Here is a 238-nt window from a genome sequence, read left to right as displayed (position 1 = left end):
GCGTTGTTCATGAAGGTAAACATGCAGGCCAGACCACGGTTTGGCTCACCGAGCAAAAAGCCCCGAGCGCCGTCGAAATTCATCACGCAGGTGGCGTTGCCGTGGATGCCCATCTTGTGTTCCAGCGAACCACAGCCCAGGCTGTTGGCCTCACCGAGACTACCATCGTCGTTTACCGCAAAACGCGGTACCAGAAACAGCGAAATGCCCTTGTTGCCCGCAGGAGCCTCGGGCAGAC

The 238-nt window shown here is 58.4% G+C and carries 1 pseudogene; it reads right to left on the bottom strand.

Going from position 1 to position 238, the window contains the following annotated elements:
* A pseudogene (locus tag MO867_RS23090) lies at positions 1-238 on the bottom strand (acyl-CoA dehydrogenase); the annotation flags it as partial.

Origin of the sequence: Microbulbifer okhotskensis (assembly GCF_023895975.1) — a bacterium.
Classification (GTDB): Bacteria; Pseudomonadota; Gammaproteobacteria; order Pseudomonadales; family Cellvibrionaceae; genus Microbulbifer; species Microbulbifer okhotskensis.
The sequence above is the reverse complement of the archived record's forward strand: the minus strand, read 5'-3'. Positions and strand labels throughout refer to the sequence as shown.